Below are 25,851 nucleotides of genomic sequence, written 5' to 3'. Positions count from 1 at the left end.
GCCGTCCCCCGCTCATGCCGGTTGCACCGTCGCGGCCTGGGCGGGCTCGTGGACCTCGGGATGCGGCTCGCTCGCGTAGAGGTCCTCGATCTCGGCGGCGTATTTCGCCATGATCGGCTTGCGCTTGAGCTTCATGGTCAGCGTTATCTCGTCACCGCCGGGCTCCCATACCGTCGGCAGGATCCGGAAGCGCTTGATCTGTTCCACGCGCGACAGTTTGGCGTTGCCCTCGGCCACTCCGGCGGCGATCCGGGCGATGATCTCCGGGTGGGCCGCCAGCGCCGCGGGCGAGGCGTCGGCGAGGCCGTGCTGGGCCGCGTACGGGCCGACCGATTCGGCGTCGAAGACCATCAGCGCGGTGTTGTACGGCCTGCCGTCGCCGATGGTGATCATCACGCCGACCATCGGGCAGGCGGCCAGGATGGTGTTCTCGATGTTGGCCGGGGACATGTTCTTTCCGGCCGCGTTGATGATCAACTCCTTCTTGCGGTCGACGACGCGCAGGTAGCCGTCGTCGTCCTCGGCCAGGATGTCGCCGGTGTGCAGCCAGCCGTCGGCGTCGATGGCCTCCGCGGTCTTCGCCGGTTCCCGGCGGTAGCCCTTCATCACCAGCGGGCCGCGGACCAGGAACTCGCCGTCGTCGGCGATCTTGCCCTCCAGCCCCGGGAGCAGCTTGCCGACCGTGCCCAGCCGCCCGACGTCGGGATGGCTCACGGCGGCAACGCAACTCAGCTCCGACATCCCCCACACCTCGGCGATCGGAATGCCGATGCCGGTGAAGAACGCCAGCGTCTCCTTGGGGATCGGGGCCGCACCGGACACCGCCCAGCGCAACTCGCCGAAGCCGAGCCGCTCGCGCAGCTTGGACAGCACCAACTCGTCGGCCTTGGCCCATTCGGCGGCGACGTCGTCGGGCATGGGTTGGCCGGCCAGTTCGGCGTCGGCGCGCTTGGCCGCCACCGACATCGCCCACTGCAACGCCTGCCGCTTGACCTCGTCGGTCTCGTGGTCGACGGTGAATTCGATTGCGGCCTTGAGCTTTTCCCACACCCACGGCACCGCGCCCCACACCGTGGGCCGCACGTCGGGCAGCGCGGCGGCGATGGCCCGCGCGTCGGAGATGACGGTGACCTGGGCGCCGAACACCTCCAGCCCGTAGAGCGCCATCACCCGGTCGGCGATGTGCGCCGACGGCAGGAACGACGTGACCCGCTCGCCGAAGTGGACGGGCAGCACGGTGTAGAGGGCGAACGCCTCGAACAACAGGTTGGCGTGCGTCATCTCGACGCCCTTGGGGTTTCCGGTGGTGCCGGATGTGTAGATGAGGGTGACGACGTCGTCGGGCTGCACCGCCCGCCAGGTGGACTCGAAGTCGAAATCGGCTGGCGCGGCGGCATAAAGCTCGTCCACCGAGATGGTGTCCGGCGGCGAACCGTCGATGCAGACGATGTGCTCGATGGCCGCGCCGCTGGCGCGGATGCGGTCCACGTACTGTTCCTCGCAGATCGCGACCCTGGTGCCGGCGTTGTCGAACAGGTAGCTGAGCTGCTCGGCGGGCAGCGTGTTGTACACCGAAAACGAAGTGGCGCCGACGTGTTGGGCACCGATCTCGAGCGGGTAGAACTCGATCCGGTTGGCCATCATCAGCGAAACCGTGTCGCCGCGCCGGACCCCCAAGCCCGCGAGCCCCGCGGCGACCTTGCGCACCTGTTCGGCCAGCTCTCGCCAGGTCAGCGTCTGAGTGTCACCGGGGGTGCGCAGCACGACGCCGTCCGGGTCGATCGACGCGGTGCGCTGGAACGCCTCGCACAGGGTGGCCGGACGGTCGGGTGTCGTCGTGTGCGTCATCACTTCGTGAGCGTACGTCCGTGGTCAGGGGCCGCGGAATAGCTTGCACCGAGTACGTTCGGGGCATGCGGTCCGATCAACGCGTCGACGTCGGCGACCTGTCCCCGCTGGAGCAGACCGCGCTGCTGACGCAATACGCGCGGGCGCTCGACAGCCGCTGGCCCCGGCCCATCCTGGGCGACACGCTCGCCGACGAGATCGTCGGCAGGATCGACTACGACTTCGAGGCCCTCGGCGTGCCCACGAGCGTGGTGTGCCAGACGTCCCTGCGCGCCAAGATGCTCGACGACCGGGTCCGCGCGTTCACCGTCGAGCATCCCGACGCCGTCGTGGTGGACCTGGGCGCGGGCCTGGACACGGGCCTGTTCCGGGTGAACCCGCCCGCCACGGTCGACTGGTACAGCGTCGACCTGCCCGGCGTCATCGCGGTGCGCGACCGGCTGATGCCGGCCCACGAGCGGGGCCACTCGATCACCGCGTCGGTGGCCGACAACGGCTGGCCCGAGCCCATCCCGTCCGGCCGGCCCACCATGGTGATCGCCGACGGGCTGTTCGCGTTCCTGTCCGAGGCGGTGATCGTCGGTGTGTTTCGCCGCATCACCGAGCACTTCGCGTCCGGGGAGCTGGCCTTCAACGACTACGGGCGCATCGGCTGGTTCAGCCGGCTGGCGGTGCGTCTGGCGCCGCAGCAGATGTTCAGCAGCGTGGGCGCCCAGTGGGGCTATCCGGGGTTCAAGGACGCGCGGGTGCCGCTGGCGTGGAACCCGGCGCTGACCCTGGTCGAGGAAACCAGCCTGGCACACGCCCCCGAGGTCGACCTGTTTCCGGGCTGGATTCGGTTGGCCACCAAGGTATCCGGCTTGTTCGTGGCGTCGGCCCGCAAGGCGCGGATCCTGCGCTACCGGTTCTGAATCTGCTGCGGGCTGTGGATGCCGCACGTGCAGGCGTCGATCGACGGGCACGTGCAGCGCATGCCCCACTCGATGACGGCGCGGGCCCGGGCCAGCGACGCCATCTGGGCGTCGATCTCGGCGAGTTTCGCCTCCGCCAGCGCGCGGCTGGCGGGCCGCCCCGGGGCGTCGTCGGCGAACAGCGCCTGGATCTCCTCCAGCGCGAACCCGGCGGACTTGCAGAGCCGGATCACCTCGAGGCGGGCCAGCACCGCGTCGTCGTAGCGGCGCTGACCGCCCAGCCGCGACGGCGCCGGCACCAGCCCGATCCGCTCGTAGTAGCGCAGCGTCGTCGCGGCGACCCCGGCCCGGCGCGAGACCTCGCCGATCGTCTGGCGTGCGCCCATCGCGCCTCCCGAGGAATCGATGCTTGACTTAGAGCTAACTCTAAGTCGTTGACTGGGGGCATGCACAACACCGCACTCGACGAGCTGGCCCACGCCCGATACGCCCTTCTGCGATCGTTTCGCCGCGACGGCACACCCGTCGACACCCCGATCTGGTTCGGATTCGACGGCGACGCGCTGGTGTTCCGGACCAAGGTGGGGCCGAAGACCCGGCGGCTTGCGGCGCGCCGCGATGTCGAACTGGCAGCCTGCGACTACCGGGGCCGGGTGCGCCGCGGCGCGACGACGGTTGCGGGCCGCGCCACGATCCTGTCGGGGGCCGACGCCGAGCGGGCCAACCGGCTGCTGCACGAACGGTATGGCTGGCAGTGGAACGTCATGCCGCTGATCAAGGTGCCCGGCGTGACGAACGTCCACCGGGACCTGTGCCTGGGCGAGAAGCTGCGCCGCGCGCGCGACCGCGGGGTGTGGTCCGACAGCGCCATCGTCCGGGTGGACGTGGCATGACCCGTCCGCGAGCGTGCGCAGATGTACGGGAATCTGCGGCGTGCCGCGTACAAACGCGCACGCTCGCCGGGAAAGACGCCGAGGCTTAACCGCCGAGGCAGCCCGGGCCGAGCAGTTCCTTGAGGTCGCCCATCAGCGCCGGCGACGGCGTCACCCGCAGCGACGCGTCCAGCTCCAGCGTGGTGATCCGGTCCCCGCTGACGAGCCGCAGATGCACCTGCGAGGTCCCCGGGTGGCGGGCCAGCACCTGCTTGAGCGCGCTCACCTTGTCGATGGTGCACTGCCGGGTGGGCAGGCTGACCGCCAGCGGCCGGTCGGCCTGGGCCTTGGAGAAGTCGGGCACCACCAGGTCGTTGGCGATCAGCGCGATCCGGTCGTCGCGGATCGCCACCTTCGCGTTGATCAGCACCACCGCGTCGTCGACGATGTCGGCGCCATAGGCGGAATACGCGTGCGGGAAGAACATCACCTCGATGCCACCGGTGAGGTCTTCCAATTGCGCTGACGCCCAAGGCATTCCGTTCTTGTTTACCCGCCGGTTCACCGACGCCAGGATGCCGCCCACCCGCACCTGGGCGTCGTTGGGGATGTCGCCGTCGAGGATCGCCGGGATCGCGGTGTCGACCTGCGTGGTCAGCAGGTGCGCCACCCGGTTGAGCGGATGCCCCGACACGTACAGGCCCAGCATCTCGCGCTCCAGGGCCAGCTTGTGCTTGTCCTCCCACTCGTCGTCGGGCACCTTGATGGTGAACACCGCGTCGGTGCCCGCGTCGGACCCCCCGAACAGGTCGAACTGCCCCATCGCCTCGGCCTTCTTGGTGCCCAGCACCGAGTCGACGGCGTCGGTGTGCACCAGGAACAGGCCCTTGCGGGGATGGCCCAGCGAGTCGAACGCGCCCGCCTTGATCAGCGACTCGGTGACCCTCCTGTTGCACGCCGAGATGTCGATCTTGTTCAGGTAGTCCGAGAAGTCGGTGAACTTGCCCTTGTCGGTGCGGGTGTTGATCAACGACGTGACGACGTTGGCGCCGACGTTGCGCACCGCGCCCAGCCCGTAGCGGATGTCCTTGCCCACCGACGCGAAGTTCAGGCCGGACTCGTTGACGTCCGGCGGCAACACCGTGATGCCCAGCTTGCGGCAGTCGGCCAGGTAGACGGCGGCCTTGTCCTTGTCGTCGCCCACCGAGGTCAGAAGGCCGGCCATGTACTCGGCGGGATAGTTGGCCTTGAGGTAGGCGGTCCAATAGGACACCATGGCGTAGCCCGCGGCGTGCGACTTGTTGAACGCGTAGTCGGCGAACGGGAGGATGGTGTCCCACAGCGCCTTGATGGCGCCCGCGGAGAAGCCGTTGGACTGCATCCCCTCCGCGAAGCCCTCGTACTCCTTGGCGAGCACCTCGCGCTTCTTCTTGCCCATCGCCTTGCGCAGAATGTCGGCTCGGCCCAGCGAGTAGCCGGCCACCTTCTGCGCGATGCGCATGATCTGCTCTTGGTAGACGATCAGGCCGTAGGTCTCGGCCAGGATCTCCTCGAGCGGCTCGGCCAACTCCGGATGGATGGGCCGGATCGCCTGGCGGCCGTTCTTGCGGTCGGCGTAGTCGTTGTGCGCGTTCTGGCCCATCGGCCCGGGCCGGTACAGCGCGATGACGGCGACGACGTCCTCGAACCCGGTGGGCTGCATGCGGCGCAGCAGGTCGCGCATCGGGCCGCCGTCGAGCTGGAACACACCCAGGGTGTCGCCGCGACCCAGCAACTCGTAGGTGGCCCTGTCGTCGAGCGGCACCGACTCCAGGTCGAGGTCAATTCCCTTGTTGGCCTTGATGTTCTCGATCGCGTCGCCGATGATCGTCAGGTTGCGCAGGCCCAGGAAGTCCATCTTCAGCAGGCCGATGGCCTCGCACGACGGGTAGTCCCAGCCGGTGATGATCGCCCCGTCCTGCGGCCGCTTCCACAGCGGGATCGACTCGGTCAGCGGCTCGCTGCTCATGATCACCGCGCAGGCGTGCACACCGGCGTTGCGGATCAGGCCCTCCAGGCCGCGCGCGGTCTGGTAGATGGTGCGCACGTCGGGGTCGGTCTCGATCAGGCCGCGCACCTCGGCGGCTTCCTTGTACCGCTCGTGGTTGGGGTCGGTGATGCCCGCCAGCGGGATGTCCTTGGCCATGATCGCCGGCGGCAGCGCCTTGGTGATCCGGTCGGCGATGGCGAAACCGGGCTGGCCGTAGTGGATGCGCGCCGAATCCTTCAGCGCCGCTTTGGTTTTGATGGTGCCGAAGGTGATGACCTGCGCCACCCGGTCGGAGCCCCACTTGTCGGCGGCGTAGCGCACCATCTCGCCGCGGCGGCGGTCGTCGAAGTCGATGTCGATGTCGGGCATCGAGGTGCGTTCGGGGTTGAGGAACCGCTCGAACAGCAGCCCGTGCGGGATCGGGTCGATGTCGGTGATGCCCAGGGCGTAGGCGACCAGCGACCCGGCGGCCGAGCCGCGGCCGGGGCCGACCCGGATGCCCACCGACCGCGCGTAGTTGATCAGGTCGGCGACGATCAGGAAGTAGGACGGGAAGCCCTTGGAACAGATGACGTCGATCTCGTAGGCGGCGCGCTCGGCGTAGCCGTCCGGCGGGCCGGCGGGGAACCGCCGGCGCAGCCCCGCCTCCACCTCGTGCCGCAACCAGGACGCCTGGTCGTGGCCGTCGGGCACCGGGAAGACCGGCATCCGGTCGCGCGGCGCCCACACGTCGGCGTAGGAGCCCACCCGCTCGGCGATCAGCAGCGTGGAGTCGCACGCGCCGGGCACCGCGTCGTCCCAGATCTGGCGCATCTCGGCGGCCGACTTGAGGTAGTAGCCGTCGCCGTCGAACTTGAACCGGTTGGGGTCCGACAGCGTCTTGCCGGTCTGCACGCACAGCAGCGCCTCGTGGTTGTGGGCGGCGTCGCGGGTGACGTAGTGGCAGTCGTTGGTGGCCAGCGGCGGGATGCCGAGCTTGCGGCCGATCTCGAGCAGCCCGTCGCGGACCCGCCGCTCGATCTCCAGGCCGTGGTCCATCAGCTCCAGGAAGTAGTTGTCGGGCCCGACGATCTCGCGCCACTTGGCGGCCGCCTCCAGCGCCTCGCGCTGCTGCCCCAGCCGCAGCCGGGTCTGCACCTCGCCCGACGGGCAGCCGGTGGTGATGATGATGCCCTCGGCGTGCTCGGCGATGAGCTCGGCGTCCATCCGCGACCACTTGCTCAGCTGGCCCTCGAAGGAGGCCAGCGAGGTCAGCTTGAACAGGTTGCGCAGGCCGGTCGCGTTCTCGGCCACCATCGTCAGGTGCGTGTAGGAGCCGCTGCCGGAGACGTCGTCGGCCTTCTGGCTGGGGTCCCCCCAGGTGACGCGGCGGGTGTCGAAGCGCGAGCCCGGCGCGATGTAGGCCTCGACGCCGATGATCGGCTTGATCCCCTCATCGGTGGCCGCGTTGTAGAACTCGCTGGCGCCGAACATGTTTCCGTGGTCGGTCATGCCGATCGCGGGCATTTCCAGCCGTTTCGCCTCGGCGAGCATCGGCGCGATCTTCGCGGCACCGTCCAGCATCGAGTACTCGGTGTGGTTGTGCAGGTGCACGAAGGACGACTGGTTCATAGGGACGCCAGTCTATGACCGAGCACCGACGCGGCCGGGCGTGTCGGCGCGTGTGTCTCGCGCCCGTTGTGCGGGGCTCACCCGTATTTCTCGACGAACAGCCTCAGAGATTTCTGCACGTCCCCCTTGACGGCGCGGGCCGCCGCCGAGCCCACCGGCCCGAACAGCGGACGCCCGCCCAGCTCGAGCCGCAGGCCGAGGGTGGACCCGCCCCCGGTCGGCCGCACGGTCAGGGTGACGCCGTATCTCGTCCCGCCCTTGCCCGACCCGGACATCGCGACCTCGTGCGGCGGGTCCCACTTCGTCACCGTCCAGGTCACCCGGTTGCGCATGCCCTTGGCCCGCGCCACGCCCACGATCTGGGTGCCCTCGGTGATCTCGTCGGGCAGCTCGCCGCGCCAGCCCTCGTGCATGACGAGCCACTCGCCCAGGTCCGCCAGGTCCGCGACGTGATCCCACATGTCCTGCGGGGTCATCGGCATGTCGGCGGTCATGTCGACGGCGGCCATCAGCGGCTCGGCCCGCCGCGGAACCGGTTCCCGATCCGGATCGCCGGCAACAGCAGGCTGCGCGGCGCGAACCTGCCGCTGGTGCTGACGACCTTGGGCACCACCCCGGGCACCACGCTGCGCCGCCCGGCGAGCATCCCGCCGATCGCGGCCTCGGCGACGTCGGACGGCGAGACCTGCGCGATGGAAAGGCTGAACCGCTCGGCGTTTGCGATCTCGGCCCACTCGGTGGGCACCGGGCCGGGGCACAGCACGGTGACCGACACGCCCGAGCCGTGCAGCTCCTCGTGGATGGCCTCGGAGAACGTCTGCACGAAGGCCTTGGTGGCCGAGTACACCGCCATGTAGGGCATCGGCTGGAACCCCGCGATCGAGGCGATGTTCATCACCGCCCCGGCCCCGCGTTCGACCATGCCGGGCAGCACCGCATGGGTGAGCTCCATCAGCGCCAGCGCGTTGAGCGTGACCTCCTCGCTCTCGCGTTCGAGCGGCAGCGTGTAGAAGACGCCGCTGGTGCCGAAGCCGGCGCTGTTGCACAGGCCGGCGATCGGCTCGTCGCGCAGCCGGGTCGCCAACTTGGCGCGGGATTTGCCGTCGCTGAGGTCCAGCGGCATCACCTCGACGGCGACGGAGTACTCCGCGCCCACCTCGTTGGCGAGCTCGTCGAGCCGCTCGCGGCGGCGCGCTACCAGCAGCAGCGGGAAGCCGCGGCGGGCCAGGCCGCGGGCCAGCTCGGCGCCGATGCCGGAGGAGGCGCCGGTGATGACGACGGTGGTGTCGGTGTCGGGTTTCGGAAGGCTCACGGCGTCACCAATGGATCCCGCGCGTCGCGCGCACGAACGTCTCGCTGCGTTTGTCGAATTGCTCTGCGTCGGTTGTGGATTCGCCGCCCTTGGCGGCTCCCTTTGCCGCACTCGAGTCGCCGAACATGCCGAAGGCGCGGTTGCGCACCCGGTCCATCACCGCGGGGTTCACCGCGTCGGCGACGGCGGCGAATTGCCCGAACGGCGAGCTGGCCCGCCGCGGCCGGTGCACGATCGCGTCGGTGATCACGCCGGCCGCCTGGTCCGGCGTCAGCGCCGGGAACTTGTCGTACATCTTGGTCGGGCTGATCATCGGCGTGCGCACCAGCGCCATGTGCACGGTGGTGAACCGGACGCCGTCGTTGACGACCTCGGCCTGCAGCGCGTCGCACAGGCTGTCCAGCGCGGCCTTGCTGGCGATGTAGGCGCCGAACCGGGGCGCGCGGGTCTGCACACCGACCGAGGACACGTTGATGATGTGCCCGAAGCCGCGCTCGCGCATGCCGGGAATGAACTTGAGGATGAGCTGGACCGCGCCGAGGTAGTTGAGCTGCATGGTGCGCTGGTAGTCGTGGATGCGGTCGTAGGACAGCTCCAGCGAGCGCCGGATCGAGCGGCCCGCGTTGTTGATCAGGATGTCGACGCCGCCGAGGTCGTCCAGCACCCGGTCGGCCATCGCGGCGATAGCGTCCATGTCGGACAGGTCGCACGGGTACACGTGGGCGGTCCCGCCGTCGCCGCGAACCTCGTCGGCCACCTTGTCCAGGTTCTCCCGGGTGCGGGCCACCAGCACGACGGCCCCGCCCGCCTCCGCGATCTTCTTCGCGGCGGCCGCACCGATGCCCGACGATCCCCCGGTGATCAGGGTGGTCTTGCCCGCGACCGCGTCCTCGAGCGTGCGGCCCTGCACCGCGTCGAGCAGGTTCCTGAGATAGAACGGCCGATACCGCCCGGCGGAGTTCGGGGTGTTGATGATGTTGGACACCGCCGCGAACGGCTTTTCCACCAGGTTCGTCAGGTCACCGAGGTTCATTTGGTCCCGCTTCTGTGGGTCATACGGCCAACCTAGGACATCGGTGGGCGATTGGATGCGGATTGGCTGCGGATTGCTTGCATGTCGGCCCGGTCGCGTGGCTCACGCGCCGGCGCGGGTTGTGGCCAGCTGCGGGCAATCCGGTTGTTACAGCGAGCAATCCGCGCGTGATGGCGCACTAACCGACGGGCAACGCGGGGATGATCCCCTGGAGCGCATGAGACTACGGGCACGCTTCCGCAAGGCAGAGCCGGCCAGCATCTATGACCGGATCGGCGGGCACGAGGCGATCGAAGTCGTCGTCGAGGACTTCTACATTCGCGTGCTTGCCGACGATCAGCTGTCGGGCTTCTTCACGGGCACGAACATGAGCCGGCTCAAGGGCAAACAGGTCGAGTTCTTCGGAGCCGCTCTCGGCGGGCCCGCGCCCTACACCGGCGCGCCGATGAAACAAGTGCACCGGGGTCGCGGAATCACCATGCACCATTTCGGTTTGGTGGCCGGGCACCTGGCCGATGCGCTGGCCGCCGCCGGCGTCCCGCCCGCGACGGTGACCGAGATATTGGCCGCCATCGCGCCGCTGGCTCCCGAGATCGCGTCCGGGGAGGCCGCCGCGGCCTGGGTCTGAGCGCGCCGTGGCCCGCGGCGGCCCGGTTATGGGCGAGAATTCCAGGCATGGCTCGCTCATTCGAAGATCTCGTGGCGGAAGCCGATTCGGTGTCGGTCGACGGCTGGGACTTCTCCTGGCTCGACGGCCGCGCGACGGAAGAACGACCGTCCTGGGGCTACCAGCGGTTGCTGAGCCGGCGTCTGGCGACGGTGTCGGCCGCGCTGGACATCCACACCGGCGGCGGCGAGGTGCTGGCCGGCGCGCGCCCCTTCCCGCCCACCATGGCGGCCATCGAGACGTGGCCGCCCAACGCCGCGCTGGCGACCCAGCGCCTGCACCCGCTGGGCGCGGTGGTCGTGGCGATGCGCGACGAGCCGCCGCTGCCGTTCGCCGACGAGGCGTTCGACCTGGTGACCAGTCGCCATCCGATCTCCGTGTGGTGGACGGAGATCGCCCGGGTGCTGCGGCCGGGCGGCAGCTACTTCGCACAGCACATCGGGCCCGCCACGATGGGCGAGCTTGTCGAGTACTTCATCGGGCCGCAGCCGGAGAAGTGGGCCGAGTTCCACCCGGACGCGGTGCGCGCGCAGATCCGGGCCGGCGGGCTGCAGGTCGTCGACGTGCGGATGGAGCGGCTGCGCGCCGAGTTCTTCGACATCGGCGCCGTCGTCTACTTCCTGCGCAAGGTGGTGTGGACGGTGCCGGATTTCACCGTGCGGCGCTACCGCGACCGGCTGGCCGAGCTGCACGAGCGCATCGAGGCCGAGGGGCCGTTCGTCGCGCACCCGACGCGGGTGCTCGTCGAGGCCCGCAAGCCGGGGTGATCACCCCTCCTTGCGCAGTACGTCCAGCGCGTGCTGCAGGTCCGGCGGGTAGGGGCTGACGATCTCCATCCGCCGGCCGTCGGCCGGATGGGCGAATGCCAGCGACCGCGCGTGCAGCCATTGCCGTTGCAGCCCAAGCCTTTTCGCCAGCTTCGGATCGGCCCCGTAGACGAGGTCGCCGCAGCACGGGTGGTGCAGCGCGGCGAAATGAACCCGGATCTGGTGCGTGCGACCGGTTTCCAGGTGCACGTCGAGCAGGCTGGCCGCGACGAAGGCCTCGACGGTGTCGTAGTGGGTGAGGCTGTGCCGGCCGTCCTTGGTGACGGCGAACTTCCACTCGCCGCCGCGGTGCCGGCCGATCGGCGCGTCGATGGTCCCGCTGGACGGGTCGGGATGCCCCTGCACCAGCGCGTGATAGCGCTTGTCGACGGTGCGCTGCCGGAACGCCCGCTTGAGCACGGTGTAGGCGCGCTCGGACAGCGCCACCACCATCACCCCGGAGGTGCCGACGTCGAGGCGATGCACGATGCCCTGCCGCTCGGGCACCCCCGACGTCGTGATGCGGTAGCCGGCGGCGGCCAGGCCCCCGAGCACCGTCGGGCCGGTCCAGCCCACCGACGCGTGCGCGGCCACCGCGGCCGGCTTGTCGACGGCGACGATGTCGTCGTCGGAGTACAGGATCGTCATGCCCTCGATGTCGACGGGCGTGTTCTCCGGCGGCGCCGGCGCCTCCGGCAGGCGCACCTGCAGCCAGGCGCCGGGTGTGAGGCGGTCGGACTTTCCGGCCCGCACGCCGTCCAGCTCGACACCGCCGTCCTCGGCGAGGGCGGCCGCCGCGGTGCGGGACAGCCCCAGCAGGCGGGCCAGCCCGGCGTCGACGCGCATGCCCGCCAGCCCCTCCGGAACGGGCATCGACCGGTCGGTCAACGCTGATCGGCCTTGCGCCGGCTGCCGGTTTTCCCGTCGGACTTGCGCCGGCCCACGGTGTCGAAGTCGAAACCGAATATCGACAGCGCGACGAGCAGGATCGCGCCGCCCACCACCGACGGGTCGGCGACGTTGAACACCGGCCACCAGCCGACGGACAGGAAGTCCACGACGTGCCCGCGCAGCGGCCCGGGTGCCCGGAAGAAGCGATCGACCAGGTTGCCCATCGCGCCGCCGAGGATCATGCCCAGGCCCACCGCCCACCACGGCGACACCAGCCGTCGGCCCATCCAGAAGATGCCGACCACGACGCCGGTCGCGATCAGCGTCAGCAGCCAGGTGTATCCCGTCGCCATGGAGAACGCGGCCCCCGAATTGCGCACCAGCGTCCAGGTCACCGTGTCGCCGATGATCGACACCGGCTGGCCGGGCGGCAGCAGCTTGACCGCGATCACCTTGGTCGCGATGTCCAGCGCCAGCACCACGGCCGCGACGGTCAGCAGCAGGCGCAGCCGGCGCGGGGGCTGCTGCGGCTCGCTGGCCGCGGGCTCCGCGCTGTCGTCGATGTCGGGTTCGTCGTGCACTCCCCCATCATCCCCTACATCGTTTCGCGGCTCGGACGCGCGATGATTCCAGCATGGCCTGCCTCACCGTGATCGCCACCGGAGGAACGATATCGACCAGCACCGGCGCCGACGGGGTGCGCCGGCCGGCCTACAGCGGCGCTGAGCTGGTGTCGGGCCTCGATGTCGAGGTCGTCGACCTGATGGCCGTCGACAGCTCGGAGCTGACGCCGACCGACTGGGACCGGATCCGCGCCGCCGTGCGGGCCGGCGTCGACGGCGGCGCCGACGGCGTGGTCATCACGCACGGCACCGACACGCTCGAGGAGACCGCGCTGTGGCTGGACCTCACCTATGACGGCGCCGCGCCCGTCGTGCTGACCGGCGCGATGCGCAGCGCCGACGCCCCCGACGCCGACGGCCCGGCCAACCTGCGCGAGGCACTGGCGCTGGCGGCCAGCCCGGCCGCGCGCGGCCTCGGCGTGCTGGTCTCGTTCGCCGGCCGGGTGTGGCAGCCGCTGGGCCTGCACAAGGTGGCCACCCGGGATGGCTTCGCGGGCCGGCTGCTTGGCACCGGCTCGGGTGAGATAGCGCTGACGGCCCACAAGGCGCGCCCGTACCTCGGCGATCTCAGCGCCGCCGGCGCGCCGCGGGTCGACATCGTCGCGGCGTACCCGGGCAGCGACTCGGTGGCGATGGACGCCTGCGTGGCCGCCGGGGCGCGCGCCGTCGTGCTCGAGGCGCTGGGCTCCGGCAACGCCGGGGCCGCCGTCGTCGACGGGGTGCGCCGCCATTGCCGCGACGGGGTCGTCGTCGCGGTGTCCAGCCGGGTCGCCGGCGCGCGGGTCGGCGCGGGCTACGGTCCCGGGCACGCCCTGGTGGAGGCCGGCGCGGTGATGGTGCCGCGGCTGCGCCCGTCGCAGGCCCGGGTGTTGCTGATGGCGGCGCTGGCGGCGGGGCTATCCGCCGCCGACGTCGTCGGCCGCTGGGGCTGACTCCTCGGCGCGCAGGACGCCGACGTAGTCCGGCCAGTCCAGGGAGTCGACCGGGTTGGCGGCGGACAGGTCGTCGGTATCGGCGGGGAACGTCCGCGCCTGGCCCGGCCCGGAACCGCGGGTCTCGAAGCGCACCGTGACCACTCCGTGGCCCGCGCCCTGCACCCAGCCGTGCCCGAGATCGCGATGCGCGACGTCGTCGCCGATGCGCCACCGCGAGGGCTCGTCGGCCGGCCCGAACATCGCCTCGGTCGCGGTGGCCGCGGTGTGTTCCTCCGAGGTCTCGCCCGACAGCTCCAGGTCCGGGAACAACGACTCCTGGCGCACGTCGCTCAGGCCCGAAAACCCCACGCCGACAAGGCGAATGGGCCCGATCTCGCGCGGGTCGAGCAGCAGCCGGCGGGCCACCGCGATCAGCGCGCCGGCCTCGGCGGTGGTGTAGGGCAGCGTCGCCGAGCGGGTCAGCGTGCTCATGTCGGACTTCTTCAGCTTCACCGTGACGGTGCGGGCGCCGCGGCCGTCGCGCAGCAGGCGTTGATGCGCGTGCTCGGCGATCGGCTCGACCGCCTCACGCAGCTGCTCCAGGCTGGTCAGGTCGACGGCGAAGGTGGACTCGGAGCTGATCTGCTTCGCCTCGGCGCGCTCGGTGACCGGGCGGTCGTCGATGCCGCGGGCCAGCCGGTGCAGCGCCGGCCCGATCGTCGCGCCCAGGATGTTGGCGACCTCGGCGTCGGTCAGCGCGGCCAGCTGACCGACCGTCTCGATGCCGAGCCGATTCAGCTTCTCCTCGGCGACCGGGCCGATGCCCCACAGCCGCCGCACCGGCAACCCGCCCAGCAGCGGCCGCTCGTCGGCGCGCCGCACGACCCGCACGCCGTCGGGCTTGGCCAGGCCCGACGCGATCTTGGCGATCTGCTTGCCCGAGCCCGCGCCGACCGAGGCGATCAGGCCGGTCTCGTCGCGCACCCGTCGGCGCAGGCTCTCGCAGAAGGCCTCGACGTCCGCCGCCGACGCCCCGGCGAGCTGGGGCGGTTCGCCGAAGCCCTCGTCGAAGGACAGTTGCTCGACGACGGGCACCACGCTGCGGATGGTGTCGAAGACCCGCCGGCTGGCCACCCCGTACACGACGCCGCGCGGCGGCAACACCACCGCGGTCACGCCGATCAGCCGGCGGGCCTGATGCATCGGCATCGCGGAGCGGGCGCCGAACACCCGCGCCTCATAGCTCGCGCCGGCCACCACACCCCGGCCGCCCAGACCGCCGACCAGCACCGGCCGGTTGCGCAGGGTCGGCCGGGTGAGTTGCTCGACGGAGGCGAAGAACGCGTCCATGTCCAGGTGCAGCACCCAACGGGACTCCATTGCTACTAGCGTCTCAGACCATGGCCATGAATCTGTGTCACCGGTTGTGTTGCAGCTCGAACCGCTACTTCAAGGCCGTCGAAGACCAGCTGTTGCCGTGGGTGCTCGGCGACGTGGACCTCGGCGACAACGTGCTCGAGATCGGTCCGGGCTACGGCGCCAATCTGCGGGTGCTGGCGGGCAGAACACCGCGCTACACCGCGGTCGAGATCGACGGGCCGATGGCTGATCGGCTGCGCGAACTGTACGGCGAGCGGGCGCGCATCATCACCGGCGACGGCACCGACACCGGGCTGCCGGCCGACGAGTTCAGCGCGGTGGTGTCGTTCACCATGCTGCACCACGTTCCCACGCGCGAACTGCAGGACCGGCTGTTCGCCGAGGCGTTTCGGGTGCTTCGCCCCGGCGGCGTGTTCGCCGGCAGTGACAGCGTTTCGTCGTGGGTGTTCCGGCTGTTGCATGTCCGCGACACCTGCAACCCCGTGGCGCCGGATACCCTGCCGGATCGCTTGCGCGCGGCTGGTTTTCGCGACGTCGACGTCAAGGTCGGTGCCGGCAGGCAGCGCTGGCGCGCGGTCAAGCCGTAACCCTCCTTAGCCGCGAGACTGCAACTACCGACGCATCTACTCGAGAAACGTGTAGCCAGTTGCAGTCTCGCGGTCAATGGATGAGCATCATGGCAAACCCGGCGACCATCACGGCTACCGCGGCCACGGCCAATGCCACCAGGACCTTCGTCCCGCGCGATAGTGGCGCCGCGGAGATCTCTGCGGGCGTCTCGCTGTCGATCGAGTGGAAGTCATCAATGGTCGTCATGGCGTGTTCCTTAACCGTGGTCGCGGCCCCGCTGGGCCTCTGTCACAGGTAGGAGCGGCCATCCCGGTTGGCTCGGACACTTTTTTGCAAATGAAGTTCGCCGCGCGGCGCTATTTGGGATAGCCGCGAGCGCATAGCGCCTCGCGCGCTCGGGCCACGACGACATGCGGCCGATCGCGCAGCAGGTCGGAACTCACGCGAACCAGCCGCCAACCCCGCCGCTCGACTTTGGCGGTGCGTTCGATGTCGTCGGCGCGGATTCGCGGGTCCGTCCAGTGTTGGGGACCGTCGTATTCGACGCCGACAAGCCATTCCTCCCAGCCCATGTCGATGCGCGCAAACGGCCAGCCCCACTCGTCTTGAACGACGATCTGGGTTTGCGGCTTCGGCAGTCCACCGCGGATCAAGACCAACCTGGTCCGCGTCTCCTGCGGTGATTCGGCGCCGGCGTCGACCAGCGGCAGCACCCGACGCAACTGCTTCGCACCGCGAGCGCCGCGGTGCGCGTCGATCAGCGGCGCAACCTCGTCGGCCGTCACACCGGTAGCCCGGGCGAGGGCATCGATTCGAATGACCGCGGTCTGAAAGCCCGGCCGACGACCGAGGTCGAACGCGGTGCGGGCGGGCGAGGTCACGGGGACCCCGCCGACCACCCGCGTCTCACCGGCCAGCAGGGTCTCGTTGCGGGTAATGATCAGCGGCGGTGGGCGGGTGCGATCGCACACCAATTCGGCGGGTAGCTGGGGGTCGATCCACTCGGCCCCGAGCAGCGCTGCCGCGGAGTTGCCTGCCACGACGGCTTCCTTCCCAGACCACAGCCAGGCGGCGATCGCGCGATCGCGGGCGGTCAGTTCGCTGGCCCGCCGCTGATAGACGTTGCGGTACAGGCGTGTGCAGGAGCGTCGCAGCTCACGCTCCGTGAATGCGCCGCCGTCGACGGCTTCGGTGCCTATGAACGGTGTCCCCTCCCCCATGGCCGCAGACTGCCATGACCGTCCGACAGCCCGCGAGACTGCAACTACCGACAGCGCTTCTCGGGAAATGCGTAGTGGAATACAGTTTCGCGGGGGTGACGGGTCAGGCCTTGGCGATGCTGACGCGGACGCCGTCGCCGATTTCCACAGCGTCCGGACCCGGGTCGCCGAATTCGAAGCTGGTGGCGAGGATTTCGCCCGCGATGAGCTCGCGGTGCGTCTCCGCCCAGCCGGCCCGCTCGGCGGGCACCGACATCACCACGCGGACGCGGTCGGACACGTCCAGCCCGGTCGACTTGCGCAGCTCCTGCAGCTCGCGGATCCGGTCCTTGGCCCAGCCCTCGGCCTCCAGCTCCGGGGTGACCGTGCCGTCCAGCACGACCAGCCCGGCCCCGTCGGGCAGCGCCGCGGTGAATTCCGGGTCGGCGGCCACCAGTCGCGACCTGTACTCGTCGGGTTGCAGCACCGCGGGACCGGCGGTCAGGGTGCCGTCGGGGTTGACGACGCCCTCCCCCGCCTTGACCGCCCTGATGGCGGCCTGCACGTCCTTGCCCAGGCGCGGGCCGGCCACCCGGGCATTGACGGTGAGCTCGAAGCGGCCGTGGGTGGCGATCGCGTCGGTCAGCTCGACGCGTTTCACGTTGAGCTCGTCGGCGACCAGGTCGACGAACGGCTCCAGCCGCTGCGGGTTCTCCACGGCCACAGTCAGTTTCGGCAGCGGCAGGCGCACCCGCAGCTTCTTGGCCTTGCGCAGCGACGACGCGGCCGAGCACACCTCGCGGACCTGATCCATCGCGGCCACCAGGGCGGGGTCGGCCGGCAGCACCCGCGCGTCCGGCCAGTCGGTCAGGTGCACGGACCGCTGCCCGGTCAGGCCGCGCCAGATGATCTCGGTGACCGACGGCAGCAGCGGCGCGGCCAGCCGCGCCGTCACCTCCAGCACGGTGTGCAGGGTGTCGATGGCGTCGCGGTCCTCCTCCCAGAACCGCGAACGCGACCGTCGCACATACCAATTCGTCAACGCCTCAGTGAATTGGCGCAGCTGCTCGCAGGCCCCGGAGATGTCGCAGGCCTCCATCGACGCTGTCAGCTCGTCGCGCAGCGCCGCGAGCTTGGCCAGGATGTAGCGGTCCAGGACGTGCGCCGAATCGGTGCGCCAGGCACCGACTTTCGGCGCGTACAGGGCCAGGAAGCTGTAGGCGTTCCACAACGGCAGCTGTACCTGCCGCACGCCCTCGCGGATGCCCTGCTCGGTGACGATCAGGTTGCCGCCGCGCAGGATTGGTGAGGCCATGAGGAACCACCGCATGGCGTCGGAGCCGTCGCGGTCGAACACCTCGGACACGTCGGGGTAGTTGCGCAGCGACTTGCTCATCTTCTGGCCGTCGTAGCCGAGCACAATCCCGTGCGCCACACAGGTTTTGAACGCCGGGCGGTCGAACAGCGCGGTCGCCAGCACGTGCAGCGTGTAGAACCAGCCGCGGGTCTGGCCGATGTACTCGACGATGAAGTCGCCCGGATAGTGGCCGTCGAACCAGTCCCGGTTCTCGAACGGGTAGTGCACCTGGGCGTAGGGCATCGAGCCCGAGTCGAACCACACGTCGAGCACGTCGGGGATGCGCCGCATCGTGCTGCGGCCCGTCGGGTCGTCGGGGTTGGGCCGAGTGAGCTCGTCGATGTAGGGCCGGTGCAGGTTGTCCGGGCGCACCCCGAAGTCGCGTTCGAGCTCGTCGAGGCTGCCGTAGACGTCGACGCGCGGGTAGGCGGGGTCGTCGGACTTCCACACCGGAATCGGCGTGCCCCAGTAGCGGTTTCGGGAGATCGACCAGTCGCGGGCGCCGGCCAGCCACTTGCCGAACTGGCCGTCCTTGACGTGCTCGGGGTGCCAGGTGATCTGCTGGTTGAGTTCCACCATGCGGTCCCGGAATTGGCTGACCGCGACGAACCACGACGACACCGCGCGATAGATCAGCGGGTTGCGGCACCGCCAGCAGTGCGGGTAGGGGTGCTCGTAGGTCTCGTGGCGCAGCAGCACCGCGCCGTTCGCGGCGGCGGCCCCGCTGCCGTTCTTCAGGTCGCGGATGATCTGGGCGTTGGCGTCGAAGACGTGCTGCCCCCGGTAGTCCGGGACGCTGGCGTCGAACCGGCCCTTGGCGTCGACCGGCGTGACCGGCTCGATGCCGGCCGCATCGGCGACCGTCATGTCGTCCTCGCCGTAGGCCGGCGCCATGTGCACGATCCCGGTGCCGTCCTCGGTGGTCACGAAGTCGCCCGGCAGCACCCGAAAGGCGTTGGGCGAGTCCATGAAATACGGGAACGGCGGCAGGTAGCGCGTGCCCAGCAGGTCCGCGCCGCGATAGGTGCCGAGCACGTCGGGCTCTTCACCCAACTCGCGGGCGTAGGAGGCCAGCCGGGCCTCGGCCAGCACGTAGCGCCGCTCCCCCGCCCGCACCTGCACGTAGGTCACCTCGGGGTTGACCGCGACCGCCTGGTTCGACGGCAGCGTCCACGGCGTCGTCGTCCACACCAGCAAATACGCGCCGGCCAGTTCGCCGTCAACCGCTTTGAATCCCACCGTGATCGCGGGGTCCTGGCGGCTCTGGTAGATGTCGTCGTCCATCCGCAGTTCGTGGTTGGACAGCGGGGTCTCGTCGCGCCAGCAGTACGGCAGCACCCGGTAGCCCTCGTAGGCAAGGCCCTTGTCCCACAGCTGTTTGAACGCCCAGATCACCGACTCCATGTAGGACGGGTCGAGCGTCTTGTAGTCGTTGTCGAAGTCGACCCAGCGCGCCTGGCGGGTGACATACGCCTGCCATTCGTCGGTGTAGCGCAACACCGATTCGCGGCAGGCCTCGTTGAATACCGCGATGCCCATGGCGTCGATCTGGGACTTGTCGGTGATGCCGAGCTGGCGTTCCACCTCGAGCTCGGCGGGCAGACCGTGGGTGTCCCAGCCGAACCGGCGCTCCACCTTGTAGCCGCGCATGGTCCGATACCGCGGGACGATGTCCTTCACGTAACCGGTGAGCAGGTGCCCGTAGTGCGGCAGGCCGTTGGCGAACGGCGGCCCGTCGTAGAACACGTACTCTTCGGCGCCGTCGCGCCGGGCGATGCTGGCGCGGAAGGTGTCGTCGCGGGCCCAGTAGTCGAGGACCTCGAGCTCGAGCGCCGGGAAGTCGGGCGCGCCGCCGCCCAGCTTGGGGTAAGTGTGCTCGGTCAACCGTCGTCTCCTGTGCCACTAGGCCTGGGGACGACGACGCGCTACCTGCGCGAGCGCCGCGGTACCACCCCGCTTGCCGCGCTGCCGCGCGACCGCTCGTTGACGGCTGTGACGGGCCTACCCGTTCGGTTCTACTGGGCCTAAACGGCCGTTCTTCCGAAGGCTCCCCGGTGATGGCCGGATCGATGCCAGTAGGTCGATTCTAGCCGTTGGGCTACGACCGAACTTCGAGCACACCCACGCGCCACAGGGCCGCGTACACGTGGCGCACGCCGATGCTCAACAAGCGGGCAGTGCCGTCGACCAACGGGTCGGTGATCACGATGGTCCGGCCGTCGGCCGGGCGGGTCACCTTCTTCGGCGCGGGGGCCCGCGTTTCGGTCGCGTCGCGCACCACCGTCAGCTTGCGGGCGGGCGCTACGGTTACCACTTCGTCGTGCAGGGCTGCGGTCATGGTCGGCTCCTAGAGGGAATTCGAAACGAGGAATTAACTGGACTGACGTGTCCCATCCCGCGCTGGTTCCGATCCGAGAACGCTTGGCCGGTAAGCCGATTGGCGTCGCGGCGACTCAAACGGCGTCGCGCCGGAGACCGGATCGGGACGGAACAGAGCCCGGACTTCGACCCGGACTATCGCTGGAACCCATTCGTCCCTCACCTCCTCTGCGGCAACGACGCGCGCGGCCAACCCGCACGATGTGCGTGCACAAAGGGAGTACAGAAACCGGCCACAGCCGAAGATCCGCACCCCTCTCGTCAGAGCTTCGGCACTACACGACGTGTCCTGGCCTGGAAAGAAATCCAAGCCGGAAGCCACCTGGGCTCAACCCTTAAGCCGGGAGGAGCTGTCCTGACCCGGGGCGTCTTTGGACGTTCGGGGTCAGTGGCCTGTATTCGTGTAGACGCCTCACCTAACGAGGTGCCCACACGATGATGCACGACGGGTGCGCGACGGTCAAACCGATTCGGGCCGGTGTTTTCGAATCTTTATGCGTTCATGATCGCGCGCGGGCGCAGCCCATCGAGCACCAGCGCGACGACGAAGTCGGCCACCTGGGCCGCGGTGACGTCGTCGTCGGTGCTCAGCCGCCGGTGCGCCAGCTGCCCGACCAGCGCCGCCAGCGTGTAGGCCACCATCCGGGCCGGCGCGGCGATCACCTGCCCGCGCCGTTGGGCGGCGACGACGAATCTCTCGATGTCGTCGATGAACCGCTCGTAGATGCCGCCCAGGTGCTTCTCGAAGCGGTCGCCGAGCGCGTACGCGTCGCGCAGCAGCAGCTTCACCGTGGCCTTGTCGGCCTCGAAGAACTCCAGCGTCGCCTGCACGGCGGTCCGCAGCGGCACCTCGTCGCCGTTATCCGACCCCGGCAGCCGGGCCAGCGCCGCGGCGATGTGACCGCGCAGCGCACCCTCCTCGACCGCCATCAACGCGTGGAACAGCTCGTCCTTCGAGTCGAAGTACCAATAGATCGAGCCGTAGGCCAGGCCGGCCCGCTTGGCGATGTCGGCGATGGTGGTGTCGTGAAAACCCTTGCGCGCGAACACCTCCTTCGCCGCCGCCATGATCTCGTCGCGCCGCTGCGACTTGTCCTCGGCGCTGACCGCGCGCCGCCGCCGGGTCGTGGTGGTCACTTCTCGACCAGGTCTTCCAGCCGCCCGACGGTGTCGATGAACTCCTCGACCATGTCGAGCACCACCGAGCGCGTCGGGCGCACCCGGTCCAGCGAACCGACCACCTGCCCGACGAAGTAGGTGGCCAGCTCGCGCGCCTTGGCGCCCGGGTGCCCCGCGGCCTGGTTGATGCGCAGCTGCGATTCGGTGATCAGGGCGGTCTGCAGCGGCATGCCGAGCGGGGCGGGGCTGTCGGGCCGGTCCCACTCGTCGGTCCAGGCGGTGCGCAGCATCCGCGCCGGCTTGCCGGTCATCGACCGCGACCGCACGGTGTCCGAGGAGCTGGCGGCCAGGAACTTCTCCTTGACCACCGGGGCCGTCTCGGCCTCCTCGGTGGTCAGCCACACCGACCCGCACCACACGCCCTCGGCGCCCAGCGCCAGCGCCGCGGCGATCTGGCGGCCCCGCGCGATGCCGCCGGCGGCCAGCACCGGCGTCGGCGCCACGGCGTCCACCACCTCGGGAACCAGGACCATGGTCGCCACCTCGCCGGTGTGGCCGCCCGCCTCGGTGCCCTGCGCCACGATCAGGTCGACGCCGGCGGCGGCGTGCCGCCGCGCGTGTTGGGTGGTGCCCGCCAGCGCGGCCACCAGCACGTCGCGGTCGTGCGCGCGCTCGACGAGGTCGGCCGGGGGCGGGCCGAGCGCGCTGGCGATCAGCCGGATGTCGTGGTCGAAGGCGACGTCGAGCAGCGGCTCGTAGCCCTTGGGCGAGATGTTGAGACCCCCGCCGGAATATTCGCGCGAAGGCTCGGCGGGCGCCGGGATGTCGTAGCGGGCCAGGATGTCGTCGACGAACGCGCGGTGAACCTCGGGCAGCAGCTCGGCGGCCTGCTTGGCGTCGATCCCGCCCCGCTCGGAGCCGACGTACTTGGGCGGCAACAGCAGGTCGACCCCATAGGGCCTGCCGCCGGTCTGCTCCTCGATCCAGGTCAGCTCGCTGTGCAGCCGCTTCGGGCTGTGCGCGACCGCCCCGAGGATGCCGAAGCCCCCCGCGTTGGTGACCGCGGCGACGACGTCGCGGCAGTGACTGAAGGCGCAGATCGGGAACTCAACGCCGAGCAGCTCGGCGACCCTGGTTCGCATTGCCCGACGCTAAGAGTTATTGATTGATATGTCAATCGATTACGGTAGTCTGCGATCCATGGCCGATCCGGCGACCGAACCCCTGTCCCCCGAGCAGCAACGGCAGCGCCGCCGGGCAGTGCGCGAGGTCATGCTGACCACCCCGTTCATCGGCGGGCTGGGGATCGTCTTCGAGCGCTACGAGCCCGACGACGTCACCGTCCGGCTGCCGTTCCGGGAGGACCTCACCAACGACGGCACCTACTTCCACGGCGGGGTGATCGCGTCGGTGATGGACACCGCCGGCGCGGCGGCGGCCTGGTCCAACCACGATTTCGACAGGGGCATGCGCGCCTCGACCGTCGCGATGAGCATCCAGTACACCGGCGCCGCCAAGCGCTGCGACCTGCTGTGCCATGCCCGCACCGCGCGGCGCCGCAAGGAACTCACCTTCACCGAGATCACCGCGACCGATCCCGACGGCAACGTCGTCGCGCACGCGGTGCAGACCTACCGGATCGTCTAAGGCGACCGGCCGTCGGGCGGCCAGCTGGCCACCCCGTCCTCCAGCGGGACCTGCAGGCTCTGCAGGATCGAGGCGACCATTCGCCACGCGCCGATGGCGGTGACGAGTTCGATGAGAGCCGTTTTGTCGCCGCGCAATTCGCGTTCGCAGGCCGCCCAGCTCTCGGCGCTCACCGCGCCGTCGCGCACCACGTCGTCGGTGGCCGCCAGCACCGCCCGCTCGGTCGGCCCGAACCCGTCATGGTTCTGCCAGTCGCGCACGCCGAGCAGATCGGCTTCTGTGACGCCCAGCCCGGAGGCGACGCGCCAGTGCTGCGTCCACTCGTAGTCGCACGCGGTGAGCCAGCCGATGCGCATGATCACCAGCTCGCGCAGCCGCGAGTCGAGGGCGCCGTGCCACAGCATGGTGGCGAGCAGGTCGTTGACGGCGCGCGCCAGCTGCGGGTGGTTCAGCAGCACCTGGAAGATGGACAGCTCGGCCATGTAGTTGGGCACGGCCGCCTCGTCGGCGGCGGCCTTGGCCTCGCCGAGCGGCAGTCCGGGCACGCGGGCTTGTCTGATCGGTGAGGTCATGGTGTGAGCACTCCGTGTACTGGCGGGACACCGTCGCGTTCACCGGCCATGGTAGCCAGCAACTCCGCGGCGTCTTCGAGGCGCGCGCAGCGCCGGGGCAGGCTCTCGAACGGGTAGCGGCCGGAGACCAGCAGGTCCAGCGCGGCGCGGTAGGCGGTGACGTCGACGCCGAGGGCCCCAATGATCCGCAGCTCCTTGACCACGACCGCGTCGGGCGAAAACCCCGGGGCGCCGGCGCCGAACCCGCGGGTGCCGGCGACGACGACGGTGCCGGCGGGCCGGGCCAGCGCGATCGCCTGCGCGAAAGCCGCTGGCGCCCTTGCGGTTACGTCAACTACCACGTCCGCCATCGCGCCGGCCGCCCTGCCCAGCGCGGCGACCGGGTCGTCGACGTCGACGTCGACGGCCAGGTCCGCGCCGAACCTCGGCGCCAGCGCCAACCGGTCCGCGTCGCGCGGGCCCATGCCCGTCACCATCACGAACGCGGCGCCGGCGTCCTTGGCCGCCGCGGCCGCGCACAGCCCCCGGATTCCCGGTCCGAGCACCGCCACGACATCGCCGGCCTTGGTGCCGGGAACGGTTACGCCCCAACGTATTCCGGCGCCCAGCGGGTTGAACAGCGTCGCCACCACCGCGTCGAGGCCGTCGGGCACCGGCAACACCATCGAGTCGGGCGCCAGGTATTGGTATTCGGCGTAGCCGCCCCACAGGCCGGGCTCGCGGTCGACGGGAATGAAGCCGTACATGTCGGCCAGGCCGTGCCGCGCGCAGCGCCGGTACTCGCCGCGCCGGCAGCTGTCGCACTCGCGGCACGACTGGAACACCTCGACGGCCACCCGGTCGCCTCGCGCCACGCCCCACCGCTCCGCCGCCCGCGGCGCGATCGCCTCGATCGTGCCGACCGTCTCGTGGCCCGGGACGAAGGCGAACCCGCCGCCGAGCGCGCCGGTGTACTGCTCGTGGTCGGTCCCGCACAGCCCGCAGGCGGCGACCCGCACCAGCGCGTCGTCGTCGCCGATCGCCGGCACCGGGAGCTCCCGGATGACCAGCTGGCGCGGCGCCTCCAGGACCAGCGCCCGCGCCGTCGCGCCGTCCGACATACCGGCACAGTATGAGGTGTCGGCCGGTGGATCAATCGCCGATGCGCGCTGTTAGCGTGCGATACGCCGACGGTGAGGAGGACCCGTGAAAGCCATCCTTAAGAGGCTGGTGCTCGGCCTGATCGAGCTTGCCGTGCTCGGATCGTTGCTGTTCTTGTCGGCGGGCACGCTCGACTACTGGCAGGCATGGGTCTTCCTTGCGGTGTTCGCCGCCACGACGTGGATCGCCGGGATCTACGTGCTGAGCACGAACCCCGACGCGCTGCAGCGCCGGGCGGGCGGGGGGCCGACGGCGGAGACCAGAACGGTGCAAAAGGCCGTCATGGGTGGCCTGTGGTTGTCGCTGGCCGCGATGGTCGTGGTCAGTGCCCTGGACCATCGCTTCGGATGGTCGCGGGTGCCGACGGCGCTCTGTCTGGTCGGCGATGTGCTGGTGGCCGTCGGGCTGACCGTGTGGATGCTGGTGGTCATTCAGAACGCCTACGCGGCCGCGACCATCCGGGTCGAGGCGGGGCAGCAGCTCGTGTCGACGGGCCTGTACGGGCTGGTGCGGCATCCCATGTACACCGGCAATGTGATCATGATGGCCGGTGTCCCGCTGGCGCTCGGCTCCTACTGGGGACTGGTCTTCGTCGCGCCCGGCGTCATCGTGCTCGCGCTGCGCATCCGCGACGAGGAACGGCTCCTCGCGGAGGAATTGAGCGGGTACCGCGAGTACACCGGCAAGGTGCGCTATCGGCTGGTGCCATATATGTGGTAGCCGACGCGTCGGCCCAGCTCCCGGCTCAGGGCGCTGACGGATGGGGCGTCGAACAGGGCGGACACCGCCACGTCGGCGTCGAGGGCCGCGTTGATCGCGGCGATCGCCCGCAGCGCCGCCAGCGAGTTGCCGCCCAGGTCGAAAAACGACTCGTCGACCCCGACGTCGTCCACCCCCAGCACCTGGGCGTAGATGCCGGCCAGGATCGGCTCGAGCGAGCTCGCCGCGGGCGCGTCCCCGGCGTCGTGCTG

General features: G+C 70.1%; 25 protein-coding genes, 1 pseudogene and 1 riboswitch. Of the genes and pseudogenes, 8 read left to right on the top strand and 18 right to left on the bottom strand.

What is annotated here, in order from left to right:
- Positions 1-12 precede the first annotated feature (12 nt).
- Complete coding sequence (fadD11, locus tag AC5Y6X_RS09660; RefSeq protein ID WP_499986137.1) at positions 13-1,848, bottom strand: fatty acid--CoA ligase FadD11; 1,836 nt, start codon at positions 1,846-1,848, stop codon at positions 13-15.
- A 65-nt stretch (positions 1,849-1,913) separates the two neighbouring features.
- Between fadD11 and AC5Y6X_RS09655 the strand changes: the two genes are divergently transcribed.
- Positions 1,914-2,759, top strand: a complete 846-nt coding sequence (locus tag AC5Y6X_RS09655) for a class I SAM-dependent methyltransferase (RefSeq protein WP_499986135.1) — start codon at positions 1,914-1,916, stop codon at positions 2,757-2,759.
- Here AC5Y6X_RS09655 and AC5Y6X_RS09650 read toward each other — a convergent pair.
- Positions 2,747-3,145, bottom strand: a complete 399-nt coding sequence (locus AC5Y6X_RS09650; RefSeq protein WP_499986134.1) for a MerR family transcriptional regulator — start codon at positions 3,143-3,145, stop codon at positions 2,747-2,749. The two genes, AC5Y6X_RS09655 and AC5Y6X_RS09650, sit on opposite strands and share 13 nt — an antisense overlap.
- 60 nt (positions 3,146-3,205) lie before the next feature.
- Here AC5Y6X_RS09650 and AC5Y6X_RS09645 point away from each other — a divergent pair, with 60 nt between their 5' ends.
- The gene (locus AC5Y6X_RS09645) at positions 3,206-3,652 is read left to right on the top strand and encodes a PPOX class F420-dependent oxidoreductase (protein WP_499986133.1); all 447 of its coding nucleotides are present in this window, start codon (positions 3,206-3,208) and stop codon (positions 3,650-3,652) included.
- Between the two features lie 85 nt (positions 3,653-3,737).
- On the opposite strand, the gene dnaE is transcribed toward AC5Y6X_RS09645, so the two are convergent.
- The 4 genes from dnaE to AC5Y6X_RS09625 form a co-directional block, all read right to left on the bottom strand.
- Positions 3,738-7,271, bottom strand: coding sequence for a DNA polymerase III subunit alpha (gene dnaE, locus AC5Y6X_RS09640; RefSeq protein ID WP_499986132.1), 3,534 nt, complete (start codon positions 7,269-7,271; stop codon positions 3,738-3,740).
- A gap of 77 nt (positions 7,272-7,348) precedes the next feature.
- Positions 7,349-7,780 (bottom strand): type II toxin-antitoxin system Rv0910 family toxin, encoded by a 432-nt coding sequence (locus AC5Y6X_RS09635; RefSeq protein WP_499986130.1) that lies wholly within the window; start codon positions 7,778-7,780, stop codon positions 7,349-7,351.
- The gene (locus AC5Y6X_RS09630; RefSeq protein WP_324677916.1) at positions 7,780-8,583 is read right to left on the bottom strand and encodes an SDR family NAD(P)-dependent oxidoreductase; all 804 of its coding nucleotides are present in this window, start codon (positions 8,581-8,583) and stop codon (positions 7,780-7,782) included. The genes AC5Y6X_RS09635 and AC5Y6X_RS09630 overlap by 1 nt, the downstream gene beginning before the upstream one ends.
- Positions 8,584-8,587: 4 nt before the next feature.
- Positions 8,588-9,616, bottom strand: coding sequence for an SDR family NAD(P)-dependent oxidoreductase (locus tag AC5Y6X_RS09625; RefSeq protein WP_499986125.1), 1,029 nt, complete (start codon positions 9,614-9,616; stop codon positions 8,588-8,590).
- A 217-nt stretch (positions 9,617-9,833) separates the two neighbouring features.
- Here AC5Y6X_RS09625 and AC5Y6X_RS09620 point away from each other — a divergent pair, with 217 nt between their 5' ends.
- Together AC5Y6X_RS09620 and AC5Y6X_RS09615 are read left to right on the top strand one after the other, a co-directional pair.
- On the top strand, positions 9,834-10,244 hold the full coding sequence (locus AC5Y6X_RS09620; RefSeq protein ID WP_499986124.1) for a group I truncated hemoglobin: 411 nt from the start codon (positions 9,834-9,836) through the stop codon (positions 10,242-10,244).
- 47 nt (positions 10,245-10,291) lie between these two features.
- Positions 10,292-11,050 (top strand): class I SAM-dependent methyltransferase, encoded by a 759-nt coding sequence (locus AC5Y6X_RS09615; RefSeq protein WP_499986123.1) that lies wholly within the window; start codon positions 10,292-10,294, stop codon positions 11,048-11,050.
- Here AC5Y6X_RS09615 and AC5Y6X_RS09610 read toward each other — a convergent pair whose 3' ends face one another.
- Together AC5Y6X_RS09610 and lspA are read right to left on the bottom strand one after the other, a co-directional pair.
- Positions 11,051-11,977, bottom strand: coding sequence for an RluA family pseudouridine synthase (locus AC5Y6X_RS09610; protein ID WP_499986121.1), 927 nt, complete (start codon positions 11,975-11,977; stop codon positions 11,051-11,053). It lies immediately after the preceding gene.
- On the bottom strand, positions 11,974-12,561 hold the full coding sequence (gene lspA, locus AC5Y6X_RS09605) for a signal peptidase II (RefSeq protein WP_499986119.1): 588 nt from the start codon (positions 12,559-12,561) through the stop codon (positions 11,974-11,976). Before lspA ends, AC5Y6X_RS09610 begins: the two co-directional genes overlap by 4 nt.
- Positions 12,562-12,614: 53 nt before the next feature.
- Between lspA and AC5Y6X_RS09600 the strand changes: the two genes are divergently transcribed.
- Positions 12,615-13,535, top strand: coding sequence for an asparaginase (locus AC5Y6X_RS09600; RefSeq protein WP_499986117.1), 921 nt, complete (start codon positions 12,615-12,617; stop codon positions 13,533-13,535).
- Here AC5Y6X_RS09600 and AC5Y6X_RS09595 read toward each other — a convergent pair.
- On the bottom strand, positions 13,500-14,897 hold the full coding sequence (locus tag AC5Y6X_RS09595) for a DNA polymerase IV (protein ID WP_499986115.1): 1,398 nt from the start codon (positions 14,895-14,897) through the stop codon (positions 13,500-13,502). The two genes, AC5Y6X_RS09600 and AC5Y6X_RS09595, sit on opposite strands and share 36 nt — an antisense overlap.
- Positions 14,898-14,917: 20 nt before the next feature.
- Between AC5Y6X_RS09595 and AC5Y6X_RS09590 the strand changes: the two genes are divergently transcribed.
- The gene (locus AC5Y6X_RS09590; RefSeq protein WP_499986112.1) at positions 14,918-15,484 is read left to right on the top strand and encodes a class I SAM-dependent methyltransferase; all 567 of its coding nucleotides are present in this window, start codon (positions 14,918-14,920) and stop codon (positions 15,482-15,484) included.
- Positions 15,485-15,557: 73 nt separating this feature from the next.
- Here AC5Y6X_RS09590 and AC5Y6X_RS09585 read toward each other — a convergent pair whose 3' ends face one another.
- The 6 genes from AC5Y6X_RS09585 to AC5Y6X_RS09560 form a co-directional block, all read right to left on the bottom strand.
- On the bottom strand, positions 15,558-15,713 hold the full coding sequence (locus AC5Y6X_RS09585) for a hypothetical protein (protein WP_499986110.1): 156 nt from the start codon (positions 15,711-15,713) through the stop codon (positions 15,558-15,560).
- Positions 15,714-15,823: 110 nt separating this feature from the next.
- Complete coding sequence (locus tag AC5Y6X_RS09580) at positions 15,824-16,687, bottom strand: type IV toxin-antitoxin system AbiEi family antitoxin (protein ID WP_499986108.1); 864 nt, start codon at positions 16,685-16,687, stop codon at positions 15,824-15,826.
- A gap of 103 nt (positions 16,688-16,790) precedes the next feature.
- Positions 16,791-19,907, bottom strand: coding sequence for an isoleucine--tRNA ligase (gene ileS, locus AC5Y6X_RS09575; RefSeq protein ID WP_499986106.1), 3,117 nt, complete (start codon positions 19,905-19,907; stop codon positions 16,791-16,793).
- A 214-nt stretch (positions 19,908-20,121) separates the two neighbouring features.
- Positions 20,122-20,361: an Rv1535 family protein gene (locus AC5Y6X_RS09570; protein ID WP_324677942.1), complete on the bottom strand. Its 240-nt coding sequence runs from the start codon at positions 20,359-20,361 to the stop codon at positions 20,122-20,124.
- 287 nt (positions 20,362-20,648) lie between these two features.
- A riboswitch (M-box (ykoK) riboswitch) is annotated at positions 20,649-20,833 on the bottom strand.
- A 61-nt stretch (positions 20,834-20,894) separates the two neighbouring features.
- Positions 20,895-21,539: a TetR/AcrR family transcriptional regulator gene (locus AC5Y6X_RS09565; protein ID WP_499986104.1), complete on the bottom strand. Its 645-nt coding sequence runs from the start codon at positions 21,537-21,539 to the stop codon at positions 20,895-20,897.
- The gene (locus AC5Y6X_RS09560) at positions 21,536-22,663 is read right to left on the bottom strand and encodes an NAD(P)H-dependent flavin oxidoreductase (RefSeq protein WP_499986103.1); all 1,128 of its coding nucleotides are present in this window, start codon (positions 22,661-22,663) and stop codon (positions 21,536-21,538) included. The genes AC5Y6X_RS09565 and AC5Y6X_RS09560 overlap by 4 nt, the downstream gene beginning before the upstream one ends.
- A gap of 58 nt (positions 22,664-22,721) precedes the next feature.
- On the opposite strand from AC5Y6X_RS09560, the gene AC5Y6X_RS09555 reads away from it, so the two are divergent.
- Entirely contained in the window at positions 22,722-23,168 is a 447-nt protein-coding gene (locus tag AC5Y6X_RS09555; protein WP_499986101.1) for a PaaI family thioesterase, read from the top strand.
- Here AC5Y6X_RS09555 and AC5Y6X_RS09550 read toward each other — a convergent pair.
- Entirely contained in the window at positions 23,165-23,728 is a 564-nt protein-coding gene (locus AC5Y6X_RS09550) for a carboxymuconolactone decarboxylase family protein (RefSeq protein ID WP_499986489.1), read from the bottom strand. The two genes, AC5Y6X_RS09555 and AC5Y6X_RS09550, sit on opposite strands and share 4 nt — an antisense overlap.
- A gap of 8 nt (positions 23,729-23,736) precedes the next feature.
- On the bottom strand, positions 23,737-24,840 hold the full coding sequence (locus AC5Y6X_RS09545; RefSeq protein ID WP_499986099.1) for a zinc-dependent alcohol dehydrogenase: 1,104 nt from the start codon (positions 24,838-24,840) through the stop codon (positions 23,737-23,739).
- Positions 24,841-24,925: 85 nt separating this feature from the next.
- Here AC5Y6X_RS09545 and AC5Y6X_RS09540 point away from each other — a divergent pair, with 85 nt between their 5' ends.
- Positions 24,926-25,600 carry a methyltransferase family protein gene (locus AC5Y6X_RS09540; protein ID WP_499986097.1) on the top strand — a complete coding sequence of 225 codons (675 nt, stop codon included), beginning with the start codon at positions 24,926-24,928 and terminating at the stop codon, positions 25,598-25,600.
- Here the strand turns inward: AC5Y6X_RS09540 and AC5Y6X_RS09535 are convergent.
- Positions 25,573-25,791: pseudogene (locus tag AC5Y6X_RS09535) on the bottom strand (phosphopantetheine-binding protein); the annotation flags it as partial. The gene AC5Y6X_RS09540 and the pseudogene AC5Y6X_RS09535 overlap by 28 nt on opposite strands.
- Positions 25,792-25,851 lie beyond the last annotated feature (60 nt).

The sequence above is a fragment of the Mycobacterium sp. NGS26 genome, from assembly GCF_059813025.1.
This window is presented reverse-complemented; position numbering and strand designations above follow the sequence as displayed.

Excerpts from the sequence above, each read along its gene's own strand:
- fadD11 (WP_499986137.1), bottom strand. The coding sequence starts at position 1,848 with ATGACGCACACGACGACACCCGACCGTCCGGCCACCCTGTGCGAGGCG.
- AC5Y6X_RS09655 (WP_499986135.1), top strand. The coding sequence starts at position 1,914 with ATGCGGTCCGATCAACGCGTCGACGTCGGCGACCTGTCCCCGCTGGAG.
- AC5Y6X_RS09650 (WP_499986134.1), bottom strand. The coding sequence starts at position 3,145 with ATGGGCGCACGCCAGACGATCGGCGAGGTCTCGCGCCGGGCCGGGGTC.
- AC5Y6X_RS09645 (WP_499986133.1), top strand. The coding sequence starts at position 3,206 with ATGCACAACACCGCACTCGACGAGCTGGCCCACGCCCGATACGCCCTT.
- dnaE (WP_499986132.1), bottom strand. The coding sequence starts at position 7,271 with ATGAACCAGTCGTCCTTCGTGCACCTGCACAACCACACCGAGTACTCG.
- AC5Y6X_RS09635 (WP_499986130.1), bottom strand. The coding sequence starts at position 7,780 with ATGGCCGCCGTCGACATGACCGCCGACATGCCGATGACCCCGCAGGAC.
- AC5Y6X_RS09625 (WP_499986125.1), bottom strand. The coding sequence starts at position 9,616 with ATGAACCTCGGTGACCTGACGAACCTGGTGGAAAAGCCGTTCGCGGCG.
- AC5Y6X_RS09620 (WP_499986124.1), top strand. The coding sequence starts at position 9,834 with ATGAGACTACGGGCACGCTTCCGCAAGGCAGAGCCGGCCAGCATCTAT.
- AC5Y6X_RS09615 (WP_499986123.1), top strand. The coding sequence starts at position 10,292 with ATGGCTCGCTCATTCGAAGATCTCGTGGCGGAAGCCGATTCGGTGTCG.
- AC5Y6X_RS09600 (WP_499986117.1), top strand. The coding sequence starts at position 12,615 with ATGGCCTGCCTCACCGTGATCGCCACCGGAGGAACGATATCGACCAGC.
- AC5Y6X_RS09595 (WP_499986115.1), bottom strand. The coding sequence starts at position 14,897 with ATGGAGTCCCGTTGGGTGCTGCACCTGGACATGGACGCGTTCTTCGCC.
- AC5Y6X_RS09590 (WP_499986112.1), top strand. The coding sequence starts at position 14,918 with ATGGCCATGAATCTGTGTCACCGGTTGTGTTGCAGCTCGAACCGCTAC.
- AC5Y6X_RS09585 (WP_499986110.1), bottom strand. The coding sequence starts at position 15,713 with ATGACGACCATTGATGACTTCCACTCGATCGACAGCGAGACGCCCGCA.
- AC5Y6X_RS09580 (WP_499986108.1), bottom strand. The coding sequence starts at position 16,687 with ATGGGGGAGGGGACACCGTTCATAGGCACCGAAGCCGTCGACGGCGGC.
- AC5Y6X_RS09570 (WP_324677942.1), bottom strand. The coding sequence starts at position 20,361 with ATGACCGCAGCCCTGCACGACGAAGTGGTAACCGTAGCGCCCGCCCGC.
- AC5Y6X_RS09560 (WP_499986103.1), bottom strand. The coding sequence starts at position 22,663 with ATGCGAACCAGGGTCGCCGAGCTGCTCGGCGTTGAGTTCCCGATCTGC.
- AC5Y6X_RS09555 (WP_499986101.1), top strand. The coding sequence starts at position 22,722 with ATGGCCGATCCGGCGACCGAACCCCTGTCCCCCGAGCAGCAACGGCAG.
- AC5Y6X_RS09545 (WP_499986099.1), bottom strand. The coding sequence starts at position 24,840 with ATGTCGGACGGCGCGACGGCGCGGGCGCTGGTCCTGGAGGCGCCGCGC.